A 19,596-nucleotide genomic window follows, 5' to 3' on the forward strand; every position below is an offset into this window, starting at 1 on the left:
TGAGGCACGTGGATTCTGTCATTGTCATGCCCGGTACGGTGGCTGCTCCCCGCGGGGGCGTTCTGTACGACTTCCACAACCGTTACGAGACCGTACGTGAAGCGCTGTCCCGCATCGACAAGGCAGCTCGGGAAATGGGACTCCCCGACATCAGCACCCGGCTGATCGAGCACAACGACATCAGCGACCGGCGCGGCCCCGAGGTGCAATACCTGGAGATATTCGCCGTCAGCATCGCTACACACCACATGCTGATCGCCGAAGGCGTCCGGCCCGTCGCGATCGTCGGGCAGAGCATCGGGGAGCTGTGGGCCCTGGCCGCCGCGGGACAGCTGTCCGTGGAGGACGCCGCGCGCCTGGCCGTGGCCCGGTCCCAGGTGCTGACCCGGCAGAGCTGGGACGGAAAGATGCTCGCGGTCGGCGTGGACGGCGGCCGGGCGGAGTCGCTCGCCGGGCTGATCAACCATCCCCATCTGGTGGTGGCCTGCGAGAACGCCCCCCGGCAGAGCGTCATCAGCGGCCCCGAGCCGTTGATCGAGCACGTGGAGCGGGTGGCCGACGCGCTCGGCTGGCCGAGCCTCCGCCTGGACGTCCCGCATCCGACCCACACCCCGGCGATGGCGCAGGCCGCGCGGGACCTGCGGGCGACCGCGCCGCGGATTCCGTACGGCGCCGGGCGCTGGCGGGTGTGCTCGCCGTGGCTGGGACGGGACGTCGGCGACGACGACCCGGTCGAGCTGGTCGCCGGTGCGCTCACCGCCCGGGTCCGGATGCTGCACACGCTTCGTGAGCTGCACGCGGCGGGCGCCGACGCCTTCGTGGAGTGCGGTGAGTGGCCCGTCGTCACCAAGTTCGTGGAGGCGTCGCTCCCGGGCGTGCAGTGTGTCGTCCCGCTGAGCGAGAGTGACCCGGCCGAAGCCGTCCGGGCGCTGGTCGCCGATTCCGCCGACGGTGGCCCCGGGCCGTTCCGCTCGCGCCTGCCCGCGCCGTCGAGCAACGGCAACGGACACGCTCCCGCAGCGGTGCGGGTGAGCGCGCCCACGGCGCCCGTGTCCTACGTGGCACCCGTCGCCGCCCCGGCTCCGGTGGCTCCGGCTGTCCCAGCGGCTCCGGTCGCCCCGGCTCCGGCTGCTCCGGCCGCACCGGTCGCCGTCGCCCCGGCTGCCGTCGCGCCGGTCGCCGTCGCGCCGCCGGTCAGCTCGCCGGTGTCCGACGGGCTGGACTACGACACCGTACTGGCCGACTTGCGCACGCTCTACGGCGACTTCCTGGGCTACCCGCCGGACCTGCTCGGCGAGGACGACGGCCTGGAGTCCGAGCTGGGCGTGGAATCACTCAAGCAAGTCGCCCTGCTCGGGCGGGTATCCGACCGGTTCGGTCTGCCCAATCTGCGGGCGAATTCCTCCCTGCTGACCGTCGGCACACTGCGCCGGATCGCGGAGACCGTCGTACAGGCCCGGGCGGAGGCTGCCAGCTGATGACCTCGACGGACGACCTGCGGGGCCGGGTCGCACTCGTGACGGGGGCCGCGAAGAGCCTCGGCGCGGACATCGTCCGCCGCCTGGCGCAGCGCGGCGCCCACGTGATCGTCAACTACTTCCACTCCGACGAGCAGGCGAAGCTGCTGCGGGCGGAGCTGGAAGAGGCCGGTCACAGCTGCGAGTTCATCCGCGCCTCGGTGGCCAAGACCAGCGAGATCGACCGGATGTTCGATCTGGTCCAGGAGCGGCACGGCGGCCTGGACATCCTGATCAACAACGCCGCGGGCGGGGCGTTCCTGCCCCTGTTCGACATCGACGACACCTACTGGCAGCGGGCGTGGTCCACCAATGTGATGGCGGCCTACCACTGTTCGCGCCGGGCGGCCGAGCTGATGGCGGGACGAGAGGGCGCGAGCATCCTCTGCCTGTCCAGCGTCGGGGCCCACCAGCCGGTCCCGGGGTACGGCCCCGGTGGTGTCACCAAGGCGGCCCTGGAGTCGCTGGTCCGCTATCTGGCGCTCGAACTGGTCGACCAGGGCATCCGGGTCAACACCGTGCTGCTGGGCTCCGTCGCCAGCGAGATCGTCGTCAACCTTGATGACCCCGCGGCGGCGCTCGGTGACCCGGCCGAGACCAGCGAGCTGATGCGCCGTACCCTCTCGACGCCGGAGGCGGGCAAGCTGATCGTCCACCTCCTGCACGAGGACACCGGTTTCATCACCGGGCAGACCATCGTCGCGGACGGCGGCATCAGCATCGGCGGAATGCAGGGTCTGCGGCTGCACAGCAGACTGGCCGACCAGGTGAGTACGCCCGCCCGGCGGCAACCGGTCCCGTCGGCGGCAGAGACGACGCCGCCACCCGAGGCGGCCCGGCCCGCCCCGGAACAACCGGCGGCCACCCCGGCTCCAGCGCCAGCACCAGCACCAGAACCGGTGGCGACCGCAGTGACCGAGACGGCGCCCGATCCGGCGCCCGAGACGGACCCCGGAGCCGTCGCGGTGGTCGGCCTCGGCGTGGCGCTGCCCGGCGCCAACAACACGGCGGAGTTCTGGGACCGGCTGCGGGAAGGCGTCCTGATCTCCAGCGAGCCGTCCGCCTTCGACCTGAAGCACTTCTGGGCGCCCACCCGGGAGGACACCGACGCCTTCTACGTCCGCGAGGCCGGGTACGTCCAGAACTTCGTCCCCGACCCCGCCTCGATCGCCGAACCGGACGGAAACGTCGACCGCCCCGGGTGGCCACGCACCAATAACTGGTTACGGCACTGCACCGTCCAGGCCCTGGCCGGGGTACACCAGCGCCCCACCGACCGGTGGCTCGCCGCGACCACGGGCATTCACGACCAGACGGGGCTCGGCCCCCAGGGTGTCGTACTGGGCGACGAGTACCGGCGCATGGTGCGCGAGGCGCTCCCCGCCGACCAGGACGGCGACTGGCTGGCCGAGCTGGCCGACCACGCGATCAGCGCGCAGTACGGTGGCGACGGCGGGGACCCGCAGGCCTACCTGCCCGCGTCCGTCTCCCGCAACGCGCTGCGCGGACTGGTCCCCGCCGACGCGCAGCACCTGACCCTCGACGCGGCCTGCGCCAGCGGGCTGTTCGCCCTGGACGCGGCGGTCAAGGCGCTGCGCGAGGGCTCCGTCGACGTGGCGCTGGCCGGTGGCACCTCGGTGATCGAGCCGATCGGGTTCACGCTCTTCTGCCGGGCCCAGGGAATCTCGTTGAGCGGAAAGATACGCCCCTTCGACCAGGCGGCTGATGGAACCCTCATCGGTGAGGGCGCCGTCATGATCGCCTTGAAGTCGTACGAGCGGGCCGTGGCCGACGGCGACCGGGTGCTCGGTGTCATCCGGGGCACCGGTCTCGCCGCCGATGGCCGGGGCAAGGGCATCCACGCTCCGGCCACGCGCGGGCAGGAGCTGGCGATCGCCCGCGCCTGGGCCGACGCGGGTGTCGAGGCGGATGACGTGGACTGGGTCGTGGCCCACGGCACCGGCACACCGGTGGGCGACGAGATCGAACTGCGCTCGCTGCTTTCCAAGTTGGGGCCGCGTGAGCGGGCGTGCCTGCTGACGTCGAACAAGCAGGTCTTCGGGCACACCGGGGTGCTGGCGGGCCTGGTCTCGGTCGCCCACGCGCTGGTCGCCCTCGACCGTGGAGCGGTTCCCGGACAGCCCGTGGTCACCGACCCGCACCCGCTGCTGGGTGACGGCACGCGGCTGACCGTACCGGTCAAGGACGCGCCCTGGCCGACGGATGACGCACGACCGCGCGTGGTCGGGGTGTCGTCGTTCGGCCTCGGGGGAGCGGACGCGCACGTGGTCCTGTCCGACCGCGTGCCCCAGGCCGCCCCCGCGCAGCGGCAGGGCGGTGGCGCGCCCGCCGATACGGAGGACCTGGTCGTCGTGGGCTGGAACACCCACCTGCCCGGCCTGGACGCCGCCCAGGTGCCCGCCTGGCTGGGCGGAGACGGCCCGCTCCCGGAGGCCGACTTCGGCACGCCGTACCCGCTGCCGTCCCCGCGCGAGGTGCGCATCCCGCCGCTGACGATGCGGCACATGGACGCCGCACACCTGATGATGCTCCAGGCCCTCGGCCCGCTGCTGGACCAGCTCGGCGAGCCGGGCACCAGCCTGCGGCCCACCACGGCGGTGGTGGTCGGCTCGACTCTGCCGACCACGCACAACACCCGGGCCGCGCTGCGGGTGCACGCCCGCGAGTGCGCCACCGCGTTCGACATCCTGCCCGACCCGGCGCAGGCGCGGACGCTGAGGGAATACCTCACGAAGGGAATGGCGGAAGCGGCGGGGGTGATCCCCGGTGATCTGAACGAGGACGACTTCACCGGGGCCGTCTCCTGCATCCTGTCGGGCCGGGCCGCCAACTACTACGACTTCCGGGGGCTGGGGACCAGCGTCTACGCCCACCGGGACTCCGCGCACTCCGCGGTCGACCTGGCGCTGCGCCAGCTCCGCCACCGGGCCTGCGACCTCGCCCTCGTCGGCGCGGTGTGTCTGCGGCCGATCAGCGGCTGGGACCGCCACCTCGCCGGTCTGGTGCCGGAGGGCCGGTCCATCGCGGAAGGCGCCGCGGTCCTGGCGGTCACCCGGCGCTCCACCGCGCTGGAGCACCACCTGCCCGTCCTGGGCACGCTCTCCACCGAGGTCGACGGCACCGGTCTGCGGCACTCGGCCACGCCCGCGCACTCCCTTCCCGTGCTGGCCGGTGCCGGACACACCTATCTGTCGCTGGACGCGCTGCTGACGGTCGTCAAGGGCGTTGTCACGGGCACGGACACCGTCGTGGCGCCCGCCGCCGCCGGATCGCCGCTCATCCAGTTCACCCGGCCGGGCGGCCCGCGTCACCCCGGCCCGGCGGAGGGAGCCGTACGCACCGAACCGGCGCCCGCCGCACTGGAACACACCGAGGACTTCACCGGTCGCCGCCAGACCTTCCACCTCGTCCCGACGGACCCGCCACAGGGGGATTCGGCCACACCGCCGATCCCGGCGGGCACCATCGTCATCACCGACGCCCCGGATCTCGCCGCCGCGGTCACCGGCCCGGACATCGCCATCTGGTCGCCGCGGCCGGGCCTCGAAGGCGCCATCCATATGCCGCCCGAAGCGGCGCCCGGCGCCCTGACCGGTCTGCCGTTCATCCCGCGCCACATCCGGGTCCTCTCCCGGTTGCCCGCCCCCGGTGATGACAGCGACGAGGCCGAGGCCACCCGGCTGGAAGACCTCCAGGACCTCACGTTCACCACACTCCAGGCGGCGCTGCCCGCGCTGCGCACCGGCGGCTCGCTCACAGCGCTCCTGCTCGGCGCGGTGCCGGATGACCTGCCACCCCCGATGAGCGGGCTGTTCACCGGCCTCGTCCGCTCCGTCCGGGCCGAGGTCCCGCAGTGCGGCGGGGTGACCCTGCTCAGCGACGCAACCGACGCCGCGACCGCCCTGGACCAACTGGCACGGGCGGGCACCGCCCGGGTGCCGACGCACACGCTGGCCTGCCGAGGGGACGGCTGGTTCGCCCTGGCCGTCGCCGACGACCACGCGCCACCGCCCCCGGCGGGAGAGGCCTCGCTGCCACCCGGCGCGGTCGTGGTGGCCTTCGGCGGCGCCCGGGGGATCACCCCCGAACTCCTCCACGCGATCGCCCGCACCAGCGACCGGCCCCATGTGTACGTCATCGGCCGCACCCCGCTGCCGGAAGCCGACGACGCGCTGCCGCCGCAGGCCGAGTTCATCGCCGCCGAACGCCGGATACGCCCCGACGCGTCGGTGCGGGAGCTGCGCGCCCTCTACGAGAAGGCCCAGGCGCGCCGGGAAGTACGCGCCACCGTGCGGCGGCTGGCGGAACTGTGCGGCCCGGACCGGGTCCACCACCGGGTGTGCGACGTCCTCGACGCCGAGCGCACTGCCGCCGTCCTCGGCGAGGTCATCGACCGGCACGGACAGATCGACGTGCTCATCAACACCGTCCTCGACCTGCGGTCGCGGGCGCTGCACGCCAAGACCCTGACCGACTTCCGGGCGGTCCGGGCCACCAAGGCCACCGGCTACCGCAACCTCAAACGGGCCCTGGCCGGGCGTCCGCCCCGGATCTGGTGCAACTTCAGCACCCTGGCGACGCTCGCCCCCGCGCCCGGTGACATCGACTACTGCGCCGTCAACGAATACCTCGCGTACGCGAGCGCCTGGGCACAGCGGCACGGCCCGGACGGCCACCAGGAGGTCGCGGTCCTGTGGAGCGGCTGGCGGGAGGTCGGCGTCGCCAGCAGCGTCACCATGCGGGAAACCCTCAAGCGCAACCAGATGGACGCGTACATCAGCACCGCGCAAGGATGCGCGCAGTTCCTCTCCGTCCTGACCCGGCCACCGGCGAGCGGGGTGGCGTTCTTCATCCGCGAGGAGGAACGCGTCCTGCTGGCCCGGCGCGGGATCGGCACGTACGGCTCCGCCTCCGGCGAGCTGCGGATCCCCGCCCCGGACGCGCCACCACCCGCCCCGCCGGATCCGGCGCTGACCACGCCACTGCTCGACGGTGTCCTCCACCGTGGCGAGAGCTGGGCCGTCTTCACCAAGACCTGGGATCCGAGCACCCTGGCCGAGCAGGACGGGCGGTGGATGCGCCACCACCGGGTCAACGGCGAATACATGCTGCCCGGCACCTTCACCCTGGAGGCCGCGGCCGGAGCGGCCGCGGCCCTCTGCCCCGGCCTCGTGGTCACCGGGTTCCGCGGTCTCGTCTGCCGGGCGTCGATCACGCTCAGGCTCGCCGGGCCGCCGCGCACCGTCGCGGTGGAAGCCCGGGTCACGAGCCGGACGGGCGACCGCGCCGAGGTGGCGGTCAGGATGACGGCACACCGGATCGGCAAGAACGGCAAGGTGCTGCGCTTCAACGACCTGCTGTGCGAGACGACGGTCGTGCTGGCGGACCGCTTCCCCGCGCTCGCCGGACCCCCCGACTGCTCGTCCTACGCACCCGAACCCGACTTCGCGATGCCGGTCTACTCTCCCGACCCACCGATCTCGCTCACCGGCCCGTTCGCCGGGACCAGCGACTACGCCCGTGGACCGGACGGGAACAGCGCCCGGTTCGGCCTGGACCACGAAGCCTGGGCTCCGGCCCTGGCCGGGATGACCGTACCGGCGATCCTGCTGGACGCCATGGTGCACCTGCTGTTGCTGCCACCGCCCGGCGACCACCCGCCCCTGGTCGGCCCGATGGCCGGTCTCGACGAGGTCGACCTCGGCGGGCCGGGCGACGACTGCCGGATCAGCGCGGAGAACCCGGACATCCGGCTGCACTGCGAGTTCGCCACCGGAGCCCTGACCGCGGTTTCCGGCGACGGCCGGGTGCTGGCCCGGATCACCGGGGTCAGCGCCCACGCCCTGGACCACAGCGGAGAACTGGTCCGGCCCCACGCTCCCCAGCCCCCCGTTTCGTGACAGCCGAGGAGACAGCGGTGTTGTGGCAGGACATCACGATCGCCGGAACCGGCGCGTGGATACCACCCATCAGGCCCGAGCACGAGCCGCGGGGCGGACCGGGCACCGGACAGCCCTCCATGATGGCACTCAACGGATTCACCTCGGCCGCCGTCTCGAACGACAACACGGCGACGCAGATGGCGGCCCGGGCCGGCCTCAAGGCACTGCGCCACGCGGATGTCGCCAGTGCCTCCTTGAGCCTGCTCGTGCACGCCGGGTTCCAGGACGGCGACCACTACACGCCCTCGGCCTACCTGATGCGGGTGCTCGGGGGAAAGGACACCGCCGGAATCGAGGTCGGTGCCGCCAGTGACGGCGGGGCCGCCGCACTCGTCGTCGCGGCCGAACACCTCGCTGCCCGGCCGGACGCGAAAGCCACGCTGGTCACGACCGGTGCCCGATTCCCGGACGAACGGTGGGGCTATTCACGGGAGTTGGGTTACGTGGCCGGTGACGCCGGGGCCGCCGCCGTCCTCACGCGGGGGACGGGCTTCGCCCGCCTGGTGGCGACCGCCCATGTCACGGAGTCGCAACTGGAGGCGCAGACCCGGGCCAGGCAGGGCTACACCGGTGCCGCCCGGCGGTTCCCCGTCGAGGAGACCGGGTTCATGCCCCACATCGATGTACTGCAGCGGGCCACCCACCGCTGCATCGAGACCGTCCTCGACGAGAGCGGTGTGAAACCGGCGGAGATCTCGCACGTGCTGCCCATCGCGATCGGGTCGGTCGTGCTCGACATGCTCCTCTCCGGCTCACCCCTCGGCCTCCGTGCCGATGACACCAGCTGGACCTACGGCCGGCACCTCGGCCACGCCGGCCCGTCCGACGTCCTGCTCGCTCTCGACCGGACGTTCCGCTCCGGCACGCTGCGGGCCGGGGAACGCGTCCTCGTCGTGAGTTTCGGGGTCGGCTTCCGCTGGACCACCGCGCTGTTCGAGATCACCCGCGATCCCGTCGCCGCGGCACCGGCCGGTCGCTCACAAACAGAAGGAGGTTGTCCATGACGGACACACGCACGGCGACCGCCGCGTCGGTTCCGCTCGCGCCGCGGGCCCTGCCGCTGCTGGGCCACGCGCTGCCCCTGCTCCGCGACCCGCTGGCGTTCATCATGTCGCTGTCCGGGTACCGCACGATGGTCCGGCTGCGGCTGGGCCCGAGTACCGCCGTGATGGTGTGCGACCCGGCCCTGACCCGGCAGGTGTTCCTCAACGACCGCGTCTTCGACAAGGGCGGCCCGATCTACGACCGGATCCGCGAGGTCATCGGCGACGGCCTGTCCACCTGCTCGTACGATCTGCACCGGCGGCAACGGCGGCTGTGCCAGCCGTCGTTCCACCCCACCCGGCTCGCCGGGTACGGGGCGGTGTTCGCCCGGGCCGCCGAGCTGAAGGCGGCATCCTGGCGCGACGGCGACATCCTCGACGTCACCCAGGAAATGATGACGCTGACGACGCGGGCCACCATGGAGACGATGTTCAGCGGCGCGCTGCCCGCGCAGACCATGCGGCGCGCCCTGGACGACACTGCCATCATCGTGAGCGCGTTCTTCCGCCGGATGATGACACCGGCCCTGCTGCGCCGGCTGCCGACCCCGCAGAAGCGGCGGTACGACCGCGCCCGCAACCGGCTGTCGGCCACCATCGAGCAGGTCATCGCCGAGCGTCGGGCCGATCCGACCGACCACGCCGACCTGCTCTCCACCCTGGTCGCGGCGGTCGACGAGGAGAGCCAGGACGGCCAGAAGCAGCTGAGCGACACCGAACTGGCGGACGAGGCCCTGACGTTCTTCCTCGGCGGGATGGAGACCACGGCCATCACCCTGGCCTGGGCGCTGCACCTGCTCGCCACCAACCCGGACGTCCAGCACCGCCTCCAGGCCGAGACCGACGCCGTCCTGGCCGGGGGGAAGCCCGATCCCGCGCAGCTGCCCTCGCTCGGCCTGGCCGCCCGCGTGGTGACCGAGACGCTGCGGCTGTATCCGCCCGCCTGGATGATGACCCGCACCCTCCGGCAGGACGCCGAACTCGGCGGGGTACGGCTCAAGGGCGGCAGCACCCTCGTCCTCAGCCCGTACCTGCTGCACCGCCGGTCCGACCTCTACGACGAGCCCGACCGGTTCGACCCGGACCGCTGGGACGGCGCTCAGCCCGACCGGGCCACCTACATCCCGTTCGGCGCGGGCGCCCGCAAGTGCATCGGGGACCAGTTCGCCCTCACCGAGGCCATCCTGGCGCTGACCGCCATCGTCGCCCGCTGGGAGCTGACCCCCGTCGGCGACCAGCCGTTCCAGCCCAAGGTGGAGACCAGTCTGAGTTCGCGCGGGCTGCGCCTGCGGCTCAGCGAGCGGCGAACGGGCGGCGCCGACGGGGCCGGGCTGCACGCGGCCGCGCCGCGCTCCACCCCCGCCCGGCCATCCGCCCAGTCATCCACGCAGCCGGGCGCCGCCACCTGCCCGGTGAAGCACTCGGAGTGATGCCATGAAGCCTCACCTGAAGCCCCTCGTGAAGCAGCTCCTCAGCTCCCGGCGGGTCAGTCTGCCCGGTGCCGCCCCGGCCGACACCCTGCACGCTGACTCCCGCCCGTATCCGAACGGGTGGTTCTGCCTGGCCTTCTCCGACGAGGTGCGGCCCGGCTCCGTCACCACCCGTCCGCTCGCGGGCGCGGAGGTCGTCCTCTACCGGACGGCCAAGGGTGTGCTGCGTGCCGTACGGCCCCGGTGTCCGCATCTGGGCGCGCATCTCGGGGTCGGCGGCTCGGTCGAGGGCGAGGACATCGTCTGCCCCTTCCACCGGTTCGCCTTCGACCCGGCCGGTGTCTGCGTGCGCACCGGCTACGACAAGCCACCGCCGAAGGCGTCGCTGACGCAGTATCCGGTGTGCGAGGCCAACGGCTCGATCTATGTGTGGTGGCACGCCCTCGGCATGCCCCCGCAGTGGGAGGTCCCGGTCTTCCCCATGGACGACCGGCAGCCGTACAGCCACGACACGTTCGATATCGCCGGTCACCCGCAGGACGTCATCGAGAACGCCTTCGACTGGGGTCATCTCCCGGCGCTGCACGGTCTCCAGGGGCTCGACATCGAGGGCTCGCCGGTGGCGGGGGAGCCCATCAGCACCGTCACCGCGACCGCCCGCGGCACCATGATGCGCGGGTTCCGCCAGTCCTACACGCTCACCGTGATCGGACTGGCCACCATCGCGGCGCGCACGGTCCTGCCCCTGGGCGCGGGCAACCTCTACGTGATGCTCCACGCCACCCCGACCAGCCCGGGACGCATCCAGCTGCGGTTCGGTACGAAGCTGGAGCTGAACGGCGTCCCCGGGGTGCCCGAGACGCTGGGGCGCGCGGCGGCGATGCCCGTCGCCCGGCTGCTGAGCGCCGTCCTCCAGCGGGTGGCGAGCGTCGACACCGGCGCGGACCTGCTGATGTGGCACCACCAGGAACACGTCGAGCAGCCCAAGCTCGCCAAGGGCGACGGCCCGATCGGCCGGTACCGGCACTGGGCGCAGCAGTTCTACACGCAGCCCACGGACGGCCTTGTGGCACCACGGCCTTCCCGGGACGAGGTGAGCCGCCCGGAGGTGTGACCGCCGGGCCGGGCCCGAAAGAGACCGGTACCGAAAGAGAGGCGACATGGCAGCGGAGGAGTACGGAACGCCCGGCGCCGGGCAGCGACTGGCAGTGCTCGGCGCGGGGGTGATGGGGACGGGCATCGCCGCGCTCGCGGTCGGGCACGGTGTCGCGGTGTCGCTGATCGACCTGGACCGGCGGCGGCTGGACGAGGCCCCGGCGAGCATCGGCCACCAGGTGCGGACGGCGCGGCTGATGGGCGCGCTGCCGGACGAGGCCGTCCCCGGCGCTCTCGTCACCGGGCTGTCGCTCGCTGACCTGGTGACGGCCGGTGGCGCGGCCCCCACCGCGGTGATCGAGGCGGTCACCGAGGACGCCGACACCAAGGCGAAGGTCCTCGCGGAGGTGTCCGAACTGGTCGCGCCGGGCACCCCGGTCATCTCCAACACCTCGTCGATACCCATCGACGAACTGGCCGGGATGACGGCACGGCCGGTGGATCTGATCGGCACCCACTTCATGAATCCGCCCTGTCTGATCCGGACGGTCGAGGTCATCCGGGGCACCCACACCGGCGAGGCCACCCTGGAGGCGGTGCGCGGACTGCTCGCCGTGCTGGGGCGGGAGCCGATCGTGGTCGACGACGCGCCCGGTTTCGTCACCAGCCGGATCCTCCACCCCATGATCAACGACGCGGTCCGGGTGGTGGCGGCGGGGACCGCGAGCGCCGAGTCCGTCGACCGGCTCATGCGGGGATGTCTGGGCCACCCGACGGGCCCGCTGCGCACCGCCGACCTCATCGGGCTGGACAACCTGGTCGACTCGCTGTGGGTGCTGCACAGCCGGACCGGCGACGAAGGGTGCCGCCCCTGCGACCTGCTGCTGGAGATGGTGCGGGACGGCCATCTCGGCCGCAAGAGCGGGCGTGGCTTCTACGACTATGAGGGAGAGCAGACATGACGACGTCATCCGACCCCATCGGCGCCCCCGGCACGGTCCAGACGGACCTGCTGGGATTCCTGGCGAAGCGCACGGGGAAGACCTGGGCGACCGACGCGGACGTCTTCGGTTCCGGTGGGTTGTCCTCGCTCTTCGCCATGGAGCTGGTGGTGCACCTGGAGCGGACGTACGACATCGCCATCCGCGGCGCCGACCTGCGGATGGAGAACTTCCGCACCGTACGGGGGATGGTCGCGCTGGTCGAACGGCTGCGGCAGCCCGCCCCCGGCGGCTCCGGTGCATGACGCCGTCGCCTCGGCGGCCTCGGCGGTCACCGAGCTGGTCGGCGACCGGGCCTCCGGCTGGGACCGGGCGGGACGGCTACCCGAGGACGTGGTGCGCAAGCTCGGCGCGGCCGGGCAGCTCACGGCCCAGCTCCCGGCGGCGCACGGCGGACTGGGGTGGAGCAGCGCGGACAGCGGGGAGTTCACCGCGCATGTCGGCAGTCTGTGCGGCTCGTTGCGCAGCGTCATGACCTCGCAGGGCATGGCCGCGTGGATGGTCGAGCGGCTCGGCGACCCGGCGCAGGCGGCGGCCCTGCTACCACGGCTGACCTCGGGCGACACGGCGGCCGTGGCCTTCAGTGAACCGCAGGCGGGCAGCGACCTGTCGGCTATCGCGGCCACCGCCACCGTCGACGGGGACACCCTGGTGCTCAGCGGGCGCAAGAAGTGGGTGACCGCCGCCGACTACGCCGATCTCCTCCTGGTCATCGCCCGGATGGGGGAGGGCGGCGCCGTGGTGGTGGTACCGCGGACCGCCCCCGGGGTCCGGGTGCGGCCGGTGGCCGATCCGCTGGGCTGCCGGGCGGCCGGGCACGCGGACGTCCTGCTCGACGAGGTGCGGCTGCCGCTCGACAGCGTGCTGGGCGGCGGGCGGCAGCCGCTGCCGCTGCTCGTGACAACGGCCCTGGCCTACGGCCGGATCTCCGTCGCCTGGGGCTGTGTCGGCATCCTGCGGGCCTGTGTGGCGGCGGCCGCCGAACACGCCGCGTCCCGGCACCAGTTCGGCCGTCCGCTGGGGGAGCACCAGCTCGTCGCCCGCCACTTGGCCGACCTGTGGGCCGCCGAGCAGGTCGCCACCCGGGCCTGCGAGTACGCCAGCCGCTGCTGGGACGACAACGCCGCCGACCTGGCCACCGCCGTCGTGCTGGCGAAGTACGTCAGCGCCCGGCACGCGGCCCGGGGCGCGGCGGACGCGGTCCAGGTGCTCGCGTCGGCCGGGGCGCAGGACGGGCATGTCGTCGCGCGCGCGTACCGCGACGCCAAGCTCATGGAAATCATCGAGGGCAGCAACGAGGTGTGCCAGCTGATCCTGGCCGACGCCGCCACAAGGAGCCGCAGATGAGCGACACCGCCCCGGCGGTCCCGCCCGCGACCGTGAAGTGCCTGGTCTGGGACCTCGACAACACGCTCTGGCAGGGCACGTTGCTGGAGGACGAGAACGTCGTCCTGTCCGACGCGATCCGCGAGGTGATCACCGGCCTGGACGCGCGGGGCATCCTCCAGTCGGTGTGCAGCCGCAACGACCAGGACCTCGCGTGGGCGCGGCTGGAGGCGCTCGGCGTCGCCGACTACTTCGTCGTGCCGGAGATCGGCTGGGGGCGCAAGTCGGACGCGGTACGCCGGATCACCGAGCGGTTGAACTTCGCTCCCGGCACCATCGCCTTCATCGACGACCAGCCGGCCGAGCGGGCCGAGGTCGCCTACCACCTCCCGGACGTGCGCTGCTATCCGGCGGAGGACGCCGCGACGCTGCTCGGCCTGCCCGAATTCAGCCCGAAGTCGGTGACCGTCGACTCGCGACGGCGCCGGACGATGTACCAGGCCGGGTTCCGGCGTACGGACGAGCAGGCCCGGTTCACCGGCTCGGACGAGGACTTCCTCCGTTCGCTGGACATGGTGATGCGCATCGGGCGGGCCACCGAGGACGAGCTGTCGCGGGTCGAGGAACTGACCCTGCGCACCAGCCAGATGAACGCGACCGGGGTGCACTACCCGGACGAGGCGCTGCGCGCGCTCCTCGCCGACCCCCGCCACGAGGTCCTGGTCACGACGCTGGCCGACCGCTTCGGGCCGCACGGTGCGGTGGGCGTGCTGCTGCTCGAGAAGCACCCGGGGGCCTGGCACCTCAAACTGCTCGCCACCTCGTGCCGGGTGGTGGCGTTCGGCGCCGGAACGATCATCCTGAACTGGCTGGTCGACCAGGCCGCCCGGGCCGGTGTCCACCTCCTGGCCGACTTCCGCGCCACCGACCGCAACCGGATGATGGAGATCGCCTACCGGTTCGCCGGTTTCGACGAGCGGCCCTGCGACTGCCGGGGCCCGGTCCCGGAGAGTTCCGGCGAGGACGTCCAGCTGCTGCACCTCGCGGCCGAGCGCCGAGACGCACCCGCCACGGCCCGGCTGATCGCGTGCGACCTCACCAGAAATTACTTTCCATCAGAAACTAGGTGACGTTGGTCTCGTTTGCCGACTTGGCGTGCGGGGCATCGGAGTTCGCCCCCTAGTGATAAGGCTTCGGCCGTCCGTAAACATAATCTAGGGAATTTCGGGCTCTCATGGCACCGTTGTGGGCGGAGGGGAGGCGAAGTTACGGTATTGGAGTCATTACATTGCCCGACCGGGAAGAGCATTGTGGCCTGGGGCAATGGCGGAAATGGCTTCGAGAAAGGCATGTCCATTGCACGTGAAGGTATTAGGGCCCGTGCAGTTGATGTCCGGCAGCGGAACTCTCATGCGGGTGGAGACGCGCAAGCGGCGGGCACTTCTTTCCCTCCTGGCGCTGGACGCGAACCGGGTCGTATCCATGGAACGGCTGGTCAACGTGCTCTGGGAGGGCGCCCCTCCCAAACACGCCCGCACCGTCGTGCACGGCCACATATCCGCGCTCAGACAGGCACTCGGCCCCCGCGTGTCCATTGAGACGTGTTCTCCCGGTTATGCGCTCACCATTGAAGCGGACCGCGTGGACGCGCACCGGTTCACGCAGCTGGTGGACGCCGCGTCCGAGCGAACCCAGGACATCGACGCCGTCGTTCTGCTGCGTGAGGCCCTGGCGTTATGGCGCGGACAGATTCTGACCGATGTGGCCGGATGCGGCTCCTGGCACGATCTCGCCATTCCCTGGGAAGACGCCCGCCTGAACGCGCTGGAAGCCCTGGCCGAGCGGCTACGGCACACCGGACGGCCCGCCGAGGCGGTGGCGGGCCTGCGGAGCGCCTTGGTCCAGCATCCGCTGCGCGAGACGCTGGCAGCGCAGCTGATGGCATGCCTGCATGGGGCCGGGCGGCAGGTCGAAGCCCTGGACGTGTACGACACCGTACGGCGGCGCCTGGCCGATGAACTGGGGCTCTACCCGGGCCCCGAACTCCGCCAGGCGCACGCCGCGTTGCTGAGGCAGGACACCGCCACCCCGGCGCGGGGGCGCGCGGAAGCCGACTGGGCCCGCCACGCCGACCAGCGCTCGGACCGCTGCTGCCAGGTGTCCTGCCGCCCGCCGGGCCAAGCGGCCGCACAGGGGCAGAGCGGTTCCCAGGCCGCCGCGTTCTAGGGGCGCCGGGCCACACCTGGACCGAGGCGAGTACGAGGAACCCTGACGCGTGCCACATGGGCCGGGGCGAGCCGCCACCCGGCTTCCACGCCAGCACCGCCGCGAGTACGTACAGCATCGACGCCACGTACATCACCCGGGCTCCGACGCTGTGCAGCGTCTCCCCGTAGGACGCGGTCAGCAGCAGTCCGGCGGACACCGCCGTCGCCGTCACCTGAGTGGCCATGTCACGCACCGGCGTGTGCCTGGGTGCGTGGCACCTAGGCGGCATACGGCCTGGTTGGCGGTCGGTGGGGCGCCCAGACTCGAGCGAGCGGAGCGCTTCTGAGACACGACCGGGACGAAAGAGAAGAGCACACCACCATGACCGCACGACGACTCGCTGGCAAGGTCGCGCTGATCACCGGTGCGACGGGCGGAATCGGCGCGGCGACCGCCGAGCTGTTCGCCCGCGAAGGCGCGCGCCTGATCATCACCGATGTGGCCCAAGAACCCCTCGGCGCCCTGGCGCTACGGATCGAGGAGACCGGCGGGGAGGTGGTCACCGCGGTGCTGGACGTCTCCTCCGCCCAGGAATGGGACGAGGTGATCAGCACCGTACGCGAGCGGTTCGGCACGCTGGACGTTCTCGTCAACCTCGCGGGCATCGTGGACTGGCCGGGCGTCGAGGACACGCGGGAAGACCTGTGGGACCGGGTCATCGACGTCAACCAGAAGGGGACCTGGCTCGGGATGAGGGCTGCCATGCCCCTGCTCCGCGCCACCGGCGACGCCTCGGTGATCAACACCTCGTCCGTCCTGGGGATCGTGGGCAGTGGAGCAGCCGCCGCCTACCAGGCGTCCAAGGGCGCTGTGCGCCTGCTGAGCAAGACCGCCGCCGTCGAATACGCCCGTCAGGGCGTACGGGTCAACTCCATCCATCCCGGTGTCATCGCCACCCCCATGATCCAGGAGCTGTTGGAGGAGCAGGGCGACCAGCAACCGGACATCGTGCGCACCCCCATGCGCCGCGCGGGCCGCGCCGAGGAGGTCGCCTCGGCCATGCTCTTCCTCGCGAGCGACGAGTCCTCGTTCGTCACCGGCTCCGAGCTGGTGGTCGACGGCGGCCTCACCGCCCACTGACCCCTGGGTGGCGGGTGAAAGGTGGCGGAGGCGATCGCGTTACGGTGTGGAGCTGACAGTCAGGGGTGAGGGCCTCGTGTCATGCGGCAAGCGGCCGAGTGTTCGTCTTCGGGCTTCGGCGTTCAACACGATTCAAGAGGGAACCAGTGCGAAAGATCATCCTTGACTGCGACCCGGGGCACGACGACGCGATCGCCATGCTCCTGGCGCACGGCAACCCCGACGTCGAGCTGGTCGCCGTCACCACCGTCGTCGGGAACCAGACGCTGGAGAAGGTCACCCGCAACGCCCTCTCGGTCGCCCGTATCGCGGACATCACCGGCGTCCCCTTCGCCGCGGGCTGCCCCCGCCCGCTGGTGCGCACCGTCGAAACAGCCGCCGATATCCACGGCGAGAGCGGGATCGACGGCCCTGCGATGCCCGAGCCCACCCTGTCCCTGGACCCCCGCCACGCCGTCGACCTCATCATCGACACCGTGATGGCTCATGAGCCCGGCGAGATCACCATCGTTCCCACCGCGGGCCTGACGAACATCGCGCTGGCCGTGCGCAAGGAGCCCCGTATCGCCCAGCGGGTGCGCGAGGTCGTCCTGATGGGCGGCGGGTACCACACGGGCAACTGGAGCCCCGTCGCCGAGTTCAACATCAAGATCGACCCCGAGGCCGCCCACATCGTCTTCAACGAGAGCTGGCCGGTCACCATGGTCGGGCTCGACCTCACCCACCAGGCCCTCGCCACGCCGGAGGTCACCGACCGCATCGCCCGGGTCGGCACCGCCCCCGCCACCTTCGTCAACGAGCTGCTGGACTTCTTCGGCGCCATGTACCTCAAGGAACAGGGCTTCGACCACCCCCCGGTGCACGACCCGTGCGCCGTCGCGTACGTCATCGACCCCACCGTCATGACGGTCCGCAAGGCCCCCGTGGACGTCGAACTCACCGGCACCCTCACGCTCGGCATGACCGTCACCGACCTCCGCGCGCCCGCGCCCGACGACTGCCACACCCAGGTCGCGGTCACCCTCGACCACCAGCGCTTCTGGGACCTGATCGTGGACGCCCTCGAGCGGATCGGTGACGTACGCGCATGAACACCCCCTCCACCGAACCGGCCCTCGCCCCGGCGCCCTCGACAGGCGGCACAGGACCCGTCCGGATCTGGGTCCTGGTCACCGCGCTCCTGACGGCCTGCTTCGCCTTCCAGCTCAACGCGAGCATGCTCAGCCCCGCCCTGAAGAACATCGAGGACTCCCTCGGGGCGACCTCGGCCGAAGTCGGCCTGACCCAGACCGCGTTCTTCACCTCGGCGGCCCTCTTCTCGCTCTTCCTGCCCCGCCTGGGCGACCTCATCGGCCGACGCCGGGTCCTGGCCGGAATGCTGGCGCTCATGGTCGTCGGCTGTGTGATGGCCGCGCTCGCCGAGAGCGTCCCCGTACTCTTCGCCGGCCGTGTCATCCAAGGCGTGTCCGGACCCACCGTGCCGCTCTGCCTGATCATGCTGCGCAACGAAGTCCACGAACCGAAGAAGTACGGCACCCTCCTCGGCGTCATCACCGCCGTCAACGGAGGCATCGCCGGAGTCGACTCCCTCGCGGGCGGATACCTCGCCGACCACCACGGCTTCCCGTCCATCTTCTGGACCATGGCCGCCGTCGCCGCACTCGCCACCGTCCTGGTCGCCACCCTCACCCCCGAGTCGGTCGCCACCGGGACCGCCGATGCCGAAAGCCGCATGGACTGGCCCGGAGTCGCCCTCCTGGTCGCCTCGGTCGGGGCGGCCCTGATCGCCCTGAACGAGGCCGGGAAGCTCGGCGGCGCCAACTGGCCGCTCGTGGCCGTCCTGTTCGCCGTCACCGCCATCGCCTTCGCCCTGTTCTGGCGCACCGAGGGCCGCAGCGGCCACCCCCTGGTCGCCACCCACCACCTCAGGCAGCGCTCCACCTGGGCCCTGCTGCTGACCACGGTGCTCACCATGACGGGCGTGTTCGCCGTCATGAACGGTATGGTTCCCGCCTTCGCCCAGGACGCCCGGACCGGCTTCGGCATGACCGCCGAACAGTCCGCCTGGTGGACCCTGATCCCGTACGCGCTCGCGGGCCTGGCCATGGGCCCGCTCGCCGGCCGTCTCGCCGCCACCCATGGCTACGGCCGCATCCTGCGCCTCGGCCTCATCGGCTCGGCCGCCACCCTCGTGCTGATGCTCCTCACCCTGCGGGCCGATTCCCGCCCGCTCCTCCTGGCGGCGTCGGTCCTCATCGGCATCACCTACGCGGGCGTGGGCAACATCGTCCTCAACGGGCTCGGCATCGTCCTGTCCCCGAAGGAGAACCCCGGCTTTCTGCCGGGCCTGAACGCGGGCGCCTTCAACCTCGGCGCGGGCCTCAGCTTCGCCCTCGTCTATGCCGCGCAGACGGCGGCCCAGCCCGCCGACAAGACGTCCACCACCGGCTACGGCGCGGGCATCATCACGGGAGCCGTCCTCATCGCCGCGGCCTTCGTGACGTCCTTCCTCATCCCCAAGCCGGTGGCGGCGGAAGCGACGGACTGACGTGCGTGGAAGCCGAGTTGGCGGCGCTCGCCGCGTCAGGGGCGACAACGCTGGTCGGGCTCGGAATCGTGGGAGCGGACGAAGAGCGGGCTGGCCCGCTTCTTGGGACGACGCGCTTCAGGGCGAGCCGCCGAGGGCGAACTGCAAGCGCACAGCGTGAAGTTGGGCTCCCCCCCCGGGCGGCGGGCGACGCGGGGCCCAAGCCGACATCCAGGCCCGGTGGCGGCGGCGACTGGAAGATGTCTTCCGGGAAGGTCGCGCATTCACGGTGGCATCACCTTCAATGTCCAGTCGGTGCCGTAGGCCGAGCTGGACAGGCCCGATC

At 71.9% G+C, this 19,596-nt stretch carries 13 protein-coding genes and 1 pseudogene; 13 read left to right on the forward strand and 1 reads right to left on the reverse strand.

Features of this window, described 5'->3' with window-relative positions; genetic code table 11:
* The first annotated feature begins 8 nt into the window (after window positions 1–8).
* The 10 genes from ACFV9T_RS12460 (at window position 9) to ACFV9T_RS12505 (ending at window position 15,601) form a co-directional block, all read left to right on the forward strand.
* Window positions 9–1,478: an acyltransferase domain-containing protein gene (locus ACFV9T_RS12460; protein ID WP_385439132.1), complete on the forward strand. Its 1,470-nt coding sequence runs from the start codon at window positions 9–11 to the stop codon at window positions 1,476–1,478.
* Window positions 1,478–7,438, forward strand: coding sequence for an SDR family oxidoreductase (locus ACFV9T_RS12465; RefSeq protein WP_385439134.1), 5,961 nt, complete (start codon window positions 1,478–1,480; stop codon window positions 7,436–7,438). The genes ACFV9T_RS12460 and ACFV9T_RS12465 overlap by 1 nt, the downstream gene beginning before the upstream one ends.
* Before the next feature lie 17 nt (window positions 7,439–7,455).
* Window positions 7,456–8,484 (forward strand): 3-oxoacyl-[acyl-carrier-protein] synthase III C-terminal domain-containing protein, encoded by a 1,029-nt coding sequence (locus ACFV9T_RS12470; protein ID WP_385439136.1) that lies wholly within the window; start codon window positions 7,456–7,458, stop codon window positions 8,482–8,484.
* On the forward strand, window positions 8,481–9,953 hold the full coding sequence (locus ACFV9T_RS12475) for a cytochrome P450 (protein ID WP_385439138.1): 1,473 nt from the start codon (window positions 8,481–8,483) through the stop codon (window positions 9,951–9,953). The genes ACFV9T_RS12470 and ACFV9T_RS12475 overlap by 4 nt, the downstream gene beginning before the upstream one ends.
* A 4-nt stretch (window positions 9,954–9,957) precedes the next feature.
* Window positions 9,958–11,067, forward strand: coding sequence for a Rieske 2Fe-2S domain-containing protein (locus tag ACFV9T_RS12480; protein WP_385439141.1), 1,110 nt, complete (start codon window positions 9,958–9,960; stop codon window positions 11,065–11,067).
* Between the two features lie 46 nt (window positions 11,068–11,113).
* The gene (locus tag ACFV9T_RS12485) at window positions 11,114–12,010 is read left to right on the forward strand and encodes a 3-hydroxyacyl-CoA dehydrogenase family protein (protein WP_385439144.1); all 897 of its coding nucleotides are present in this window, start codon (window positions 11,114–11,116) and stop codon (window positions 12,008–12,010) included.
* Window positions 12,007–12,294 carry an acyl carrier protein gene (locus tag ACFV9T_RS12490; RefSeq protein WP_385439147.1) on the forward strand — a complete coding sequence of 96 codons (288 nt, stop codon included), beginning with the start codon at window positions 12,007–12,009 and terminating at the stop codon, window positions 12,292–12,294. Before ACFV9T_RS12485 ends, ACFV9T_RS12490 begins: the two co-directional genes overlap by 4 nt.
* Entirely contained in the window at window positions 12,287–13,396 is a 1,110-nt protein-coding gene (locus ACFV9T_RS12495) for an acyl-CoA dehydrogenase family protein (RefSeq protein WP_385439150.1), read from the forward strand. The genes ACFV9T_RS12490 and ACFV9T_RS12495 overlap by 8 nt, the downstream gene beginning before the upstream one ends.
* Window positions 13,393–14,505: an HAD-IIIC family phosphatase gene (locus ACFV9T_RS12500; RefSeq protein WP_385439153.1), complete on the forward strand. Its 1,113-nt coding sequence runs from the start codon at window positions 13,393–13,395 to the stop codon at window positions 14,503–14,505. The genes ACFV9T_RS12495 and ACFV9T_RS12500 overlap by 4 nt, the downstream gene beginning before the upstream one ends.
* A 286-nt stretch (window positions 14,506–14,791) precedes the next feature.
* Complete coding sequence (locus ACFV9T_RS12505) at window positions 14,792–15,601, forward strand: BTAD domain-containing putative transcriptional regulator (RefSeq protein ID WP_385439155.1); 810 nt, start codon at window positions 14,792–14,794, stop codon at window positions 15,599–15,601.
* Window positions 15,602–15,614: 13 nt separating this feature from the next.
* On the opposite strand, the pseudogene ACFV9T_RS12510 reads toward ACFV9T_RS12505, so the two are convergent.
* Window positions 15,615–15,827: pseudogene (locus ACFV9T_RS12510) on the reverse strand (hypothetical protein); the annotation flags it as partial.
* Between the two features lie 137 nt (window positions 15,828–15,964).
* Here ACFV9T_RS12510 and ACFV9T_RS12515 point away from each other — a divergent pair.
* From ACFV9T_RS12515 to ACFV9T_RS12525, 3 genes are all read left to right on the forward strand, one after another.
* On the forward strand, window positions 15,965–16,723 hold the full coding sequence (locus ACFV9T_RS12515; protein ID WP_385439157.1) for an SDR family NAD(P)-dependent oxidoreductase: 759 nt from the start codon (window positions 15,965–15,967) through the stop codon (window positions 16,721–16,723).
* A 146-nt stretch (window positions 16,724–16,869) separates the two neighbouring features.
* Window positions 16,870–17,814, forward strand: a complete 945-nt coding sequence (locus ACFV9T_RS12520) for a nucleoside hydrolase (RefSeq protein WP_385439160.1) — start codon at window positions 16,870–16,872, stop codon at window positions 17,812–17,814.
* Window positions 17,811–19,271: an MFS transporter gene (locus ACFV9T_RS12525; protein WP_385439162.1), complete on the forward strand. Its 1,461-nt coding sequence runs from the start codon at window positions 17,811–17,813 to the stop codon at window positions 19,269–19,271. Before ACFV9T_RS12520 ends, ACFV9T_RS12525 begins: the two co-directional genes overlap by 4 nt.
* Window positions 19,272–19,596 lie beyond the last annotated feature (325 nt).

Origin of the sequence: Streptomyces sp. NPDC059850 (genome assembly GCF_042731515.1) — a bacterium.
Taxonomy (GTDB): Bacteria; Actinomycetota; Actinomycetes; order Streptomycetales; family Streptomycetaceae; genus Streptomyces.